This is a genomic window from Bradyrhizobium sp. P2_E8 (assembly GCF_056403875.1).
The window spans coordinates 1-5466 of the sequence record NZ_JBFUES010000498.1; the positions used below are offsets into that span (position 1 = coordinate 1).

3 protein-coding genes and 1 pseudogene are annotated in these 5466 nt (G+C 63.2%); 1 reads left to right on the top strand and 3 read right to left on the bottom strand.

Going from position 1 to position 5466, the window contains the following annotated elements; genetic code table 11:
- Positions 1–537: sugar transferase (locus AC1D00_RS24635; RefSeq protein ID WP_477012442.1), on the top strand; the 537-nt coding region annotated here is incomplete at its 5' end.
- Positions 538–761: 224 nt separating this feature from the next.
- Here the strand turns inward: AC1D00_RS24635 and AC1D00_RS24640 are convergent.
- The 3 genes and pseudogenes from AC1D00_RS24640 to AC1D00_RS24650 all read right to left on the bottom strand — a co-directional run.
- A complete protein-coding gene (locus AC1D00_RS24640) occupies positions 762–2186 on the bottom strand; it encodes an HlyD family type I secretion periplasmic adaptor subunit (RefSeq protein ID WP_135176989.1) in 1425 nt (474 codons plus the stop codon).
- Entirely contained in the window at positions 2173–4821 is a 2649-nt protein-coding gene (locus AC1D00_RS24645; RefSeq protein WP_477012443.1) for a type I secretion system permease/ATPase, read from the bottom strand. The genes AC1D00_RS24640 and AC1D00_RS24645 overlap by 14 nt, the downstream gene beginning before the upstream one ends.
- Positions 4822–4930: 109 nt before the next feature.
- A pseudogene (locus AC1D00_RS24650) lies at positions 4931–5466 on the bottom strand (hypothetical protein); the annotation flags it as partial.

Below are 5466 nucleotides of genomic sequence, written 5' to 3' on the forward strand. Positions count from 1 at the left end.
GTTCTGACCAGCATTCTATTCGTGATCGTTCCGCTCGCAATCAAACTCGAGTCTCGTGGGCCGGTGTTTTTCCGACAGACGCGCCACGGCTACAACAACGAGCCCATTCGCGTGTTGAAATTCCGATCGATGACCGTCATGGAGGAGGGCGACAACTTCAAACCGGCCACCAGACACGATCCGCGCGTGACCCGTGTTGGACGCATTCTGCGCCGGACCAATATCGACGAGCTTCCGCAATTGTTCAATGTCCTGCTCGGCAACATGTCGATCGTCGGGCCCCGTCCGCACGCAACCTCGCAGAACGAGTCGTTCAACGCGCTGATTTCGTCATTTTCCCGCCGCCACAACGTCAAGCCCGGTATTACGGGTTGGGCTCAGGTCAACGGGTATCGTGGTGACGTTGATACGCTCGAGAAGATGCAGCGTCGGGTGGAGCATGATCTGTATTACATCGACAATTGGTCAGTCCTTCTCGACTTCAAGATCATGGTCATGACCTTCTTTTCGAAAAAGGCTTATTGGAACGCCTATTGATGCGTTAGTCGGTGCCTGCCTTTCACTTAGTGAGCCTTGCCAGCCGTTGCCCGCAGCGCCTTTCTCATCATCAGGGAGGCGTAGAAGTACAACCCGAGGACGACACGTTGGAGGAGGGGCGCGTGGCCCCTCCGCTTCGTATCTCGTGATCCCCTGATGCTGCTCACGGGCGGCGGATGACCAACAGGCCTACCGAGAAGGCCGCAAGCTCAGTCGACTCGTGGCTACCGCTCCCGCAGCGATTCCTGCTTGTACCTCGCCAGCGGCGAGAGAAGATAGCTGATGATCGTGCGCGCGCCGGTCTTGACCTCGACCGTCACCGCCATGCCGGGACCGAGCTTGACGAGCTTGTCCTCCACCTGCATGTGCGTGCGGTCGAGTGAGATCCGCGTCGCATACTCCAGCTCCTGGCCTTTCGGCTCGCTGCTGCCTTGCGCCGTGCCCGACGCGCGGTCGTTCGGTCCGCCCTGCCTGTCCCGCGTGATGGCGTCGGTCGACACGCTGAGCACGTCCCCATGCAGGAGCCCATAACGCGTGAAGTTGAACGTATCGATCTTGATCTCCGCCTTCTGTCCGGGATGGACGAAGCCGATGTCGCGGTTGGAGAGCATGGCCTCGATCTCGAGCTGACTCTCGCTTGGAACCACGATGGCGAGTGACTGCGCCGGCGTCACCACGCCGCCCACCGTGTGAACGGCGAGTTGCTGAACGACGCCGTCCACCGGCGCGGTCAACTGCTGAAGCTTCGTGCGCCGATCCGCCTTGACCACTTCCTGCGCGGCGCTCGCCGCCTTCTGCTCGGCTTTCGCGAGTGCGTCATAGGTGGCACGCCGATACTCCGCGGCAGTCCTTTCCTTCGTTTCTTTCAGCAGGGCGATGGCGGCGTCGGCTTCGCCGAGCCGGCTCTGCTGGAGGACCAGATCCTGCTGAAGGCCGACGAGCTCCTGATACTCGGAGAGATAGACAACCCGCGAGGCCAAGGCCTTGTCGACCAGAGTCTTGCGAATGTCGACCCGCTCCTGGAGCACCGGTATCGTCGCCTGGAGCTTTGCCACGCTCGCCGATGTGGTCGCCCGCTCCGCTTCCTTCTGACCCTGCTGGCGCTCGATCTCCGCGAGCTTGGCGCCCTGCTCGGCGCGCTGGCTGATCAGAAACTGGCGATGCATCTCGATCTCCGCGGCGCTTGCGCCCTGCGGTGATCGGAAGGCGGCAAGCGGATCGCTGGTGAGCGCTGCTCGCAGCCGCGCGACGTCGAGTTCGGCCGCAACAAGATCGCTTCTCTGGCGCTCCTGATCGGCGTCCGTCATCGTCGGGTCGAGCTCGATCAGCACATCGCCGGCCTTGACGCTCTGTCCGTCACGTACGTGAATGGCGCGAACTACGCCTGTCTCGAACGGCTGGATCAGCTTGGTGCGTCCGCCGGGCACGATCTTGCCCGTCGCAGTAGCGACGATGTCGACGCTACCCAACGATGCCCACAACAGCGCGACGCAAAAGACCGCGATGATGCTCGCCCCGATCGCGCGACCGATCGGCGACGGCGGCGATTCGGTGATCTCGAGTGCCGCCGGCAGAAACGCGATCTCGTGCTCGCGCCGTCGGACCTCGGCTCTCGGAAACGGAACGATATTCCGGTTAGCGGACGTCATGGATACCGGCCTGCAGATAGTGGAGATTTGCGTAGCGCCCGTTCGAGCGAATGAGTTCGTCGTGGCTGCCGTCCTCGACGATGCGGCCATGCTCGAGAGTGATGATCCGGTTCGCATTGCGCACGGTAGAGAGCCTATGAGCGATGACGATGACAGTCCGGCCGGCGGAGATCCTTTTCATGTTCTGCTGGATGGCGCGCTCGCTTTCGTAGTCGAGCGCACTGGTCGCCTCGTCGAGGATAAGGATGCGGGGGTTGGTAATGAGTGCGCGAGCGATCGCGACACGCTGGCGCTGCCCGCCGGATAGACTGCTGCCGCGCTCGCCCACGATGGTGTCGTAGCCCTCGGGCAGCTCCAGGATGAAGTCGTGTGCGCCGGCGAGTGATGCMGCCTCGATGACGCGCTCCATGGGCATGGACGGGTCGGCGAGTGCAATGTTCTCGCGGATCGAGCGATTGAAGAGCACGTTCTCCTGCAAGACCACGCCGATTTGGCGCCGAAGCCAGGTCAGGTCGACCGTCGCGAGATCGACGCCGTCGACCAGCACGCGTCCGCTCTCCGGCACGTAGAGACGCTGGATCAGCTTGCCGATGGTGCTCTTGCCCGAGCCCGAAGAGCCAACGATACCGATGACCTGGCCGGGCTCGATGCCGAACGACACATCGTGCAGCACCTCGGGGCCGTCGACGCGGTAGCGGAAGGTCGCGTGCTCGAATACGACCTTGCCGCGGATCGCCGGCAGCGCGGCGCGGGCCGAACTGAAGCTTGGCTCCGGGATGGTGTTGAGAATGTCGCCGAGACGATCGACCGACAGCCGGGCCTGATGGAAATCCTGCCACATCTGCGCGAGCCGAAGCACCGGCATGCTTACCCGCCCCGCCAGCATGTTGAACGCGACCAGCTCTCCGACGGTCAGGTCGCCGCCGATCACGAACTTGGCGCCGAAGTAGAGCGTTGCGGCCGTGACCAGCTTGTTGATCATCTGGACCGCTTGGCTCGCCGTGTTGTTCAGGCTGAGTACGCGGAAGCTCGCCCCCACGTAGCCGGCGAGTTGCTCCTCCCAGCGGCGTTGCATCTGCGGCTCGACTGCCATCGCCTTCAGCGTCTCGACGCCCGTGACGCTTTCGACCAGGAAGGACTGGTTCTCCGAGCCGCGATTGAACTTCTCATCGAGGCGGCGGCGAAACAGCGGCGCGGCGCCGGCGGAAATTCCGATGTAGAACGGGAACGACGCCAGAACGATCCACGTCAACGCGGCCGAATAGTAGAACATGACCGCAAGGAAGACGACAGTGAACAGAAGATCGATGACAAGGGTGAGCGCCGAGCTCGTCAGGAACTGGCGGATGTTCTCAAGCTCGCGAACGCGTGCGACCGAGTCGCCGACGCGGCGTGTCTGGAAATATGCGATCGGCAACGCCATCAGGTGACGAAACAGCCGGGCGCCGAGCTCGACGTCGATGCGGTTCGTCGTGTGCGCGAACAGATGGACGCGCAACGTGCCGAGAACGGTCTCGAACAAGGTCAACGCGACGAGACCCGCGACCAGGACGTCGAGCGTGCTGATGCTCCGATGCACGAGTACCTTGTCGATGACGACCTGGAAGAACAGCGGGGCGACGAGGGCAAAGACCTGAAGGAAGAACGACGCGATCAGCACTTCTCCGAGAAGACGGCGATACTTGTGGACCGCACCGAGAAACCAGCCGATATCGAATCGCCTGGACAGATCCGTCAGAGCCGCACGCCGAGTCATCAGGATGATGTCGCCATCCCAGACGGCCTCGAGTTCGGCCTGCGTCATGGATTCGGGTCGGGAAGACAATGGGCGCTGAACGAGAATCTTGTCGTCGATGACCTTGCCCAGGACCAGGAAGCTGCCGTCGCGCAGCGCGGCGATCGCCGGCAACGGTGTGACGGAAAGCCTGTTCCAGCTTGACCGTTGTGCCCGCGCCTTGACGCCGAACTCCTTGGTACAGCGCAGGATTTCGGTCACACCGATCCGCGAGGTGCCCATGCGATGGCGAATTTGCTCCGGGTCGGCCGCAATGCCATGGCAACGCAGCAATATCGCCATCGCAATGAGTCCCGACTCATCGCCATCCGCAGGCTCAGGACCCGGCTCCTGGACGGGCATATCGCGACGTTCCGCGGACCGTGCAGAGGCCAGAGCATCGCCGGCGAGCGCAACCAGATCACGCCCGCGCGCAATCAGACCGGCAAAGGCATGCTGCGCGCGATCGGCGAGGCCATGAGATCCGGTCAGGATCAAGCGGCCGTCCCAGATTTCTTCAAATTCCGCACGCGGCATCAGCTTCGGATGTGCCGAGGTCGGATGCAGCACAAGCGCGGCGTCGTCATCGACCTTCCCGAGCAGCAGGAATCCGCCATCACGCAGCGCTGCGATTCCGGGCAGGCTGATGCCTGCAAGCTGTTTCCAATGTGTCGTGCGCGAACCGACCTTCAGTCCGAAATCGCGGGCGCAGCGAAGCATCGCACGGATGCCGATTGCGCTCTCTCCGCAACGGTCGCGGAGCTGGTCGGGCTCGGCGTTCACGCCATGAAGGCGCAGGAACAGAGCAAGGGACCGAAGCCCGAGATCTGCGGCATGGGCATTTCCATTCTGGATCGCCATTTAATACTCAACCCTTCGCGGCTACCGGCCGCGTATAATGTTCCTTCTCATGCATTCCCAAATATTGACGGGGCCGCACCCAGGCGCTGAGCCTGGGTGCGGCTCGGCCTTAGTGTTGCGGTCGGGCCAGCAACGAGTCGTGTCCCCAACCGGTTGCCTGCGACAGCGCCGTCACGAACTGGCCGGGATCCACCCGGCCGGTGTGAGCGGCCAAGTACTGGTTCAGCAGCGCAAAGCTCTGGCTTGCGAACGACGCCATCGTGGTGCCGGTCGCAGCCGGATGATCCGCCGCCATGATCGGATGGGCAGCGGTGGTTGCCAGGGTGCTGGCGGCCGGGTCAAAGTGCTGCTGGAGCCGCGCAAAGCCCTGGCTTGCCAAGGACCCCGTGCTTGCAGCGGCCGTGTGCTGATGATCCGTGGACTCGGTCGTGTGCGAGGTCGTCGGGGCCGCCGCCGTCGTGGTGGCAACAGGCTGCTGATTCGTCGCGGTGTGGTGGTGGTGCGACGACGTCGTCGTGGTCGTGGTCGTCGTAGGTCGAGGATCCACCACGGTGATGCTCTGCGGCGAGGCCRTCGCAACGGCACCGGTGGTCGGATCCTTTGCGCTTGCGGTCAGCGTAAGCGTTGCAGTCGGATGGCCCCCAC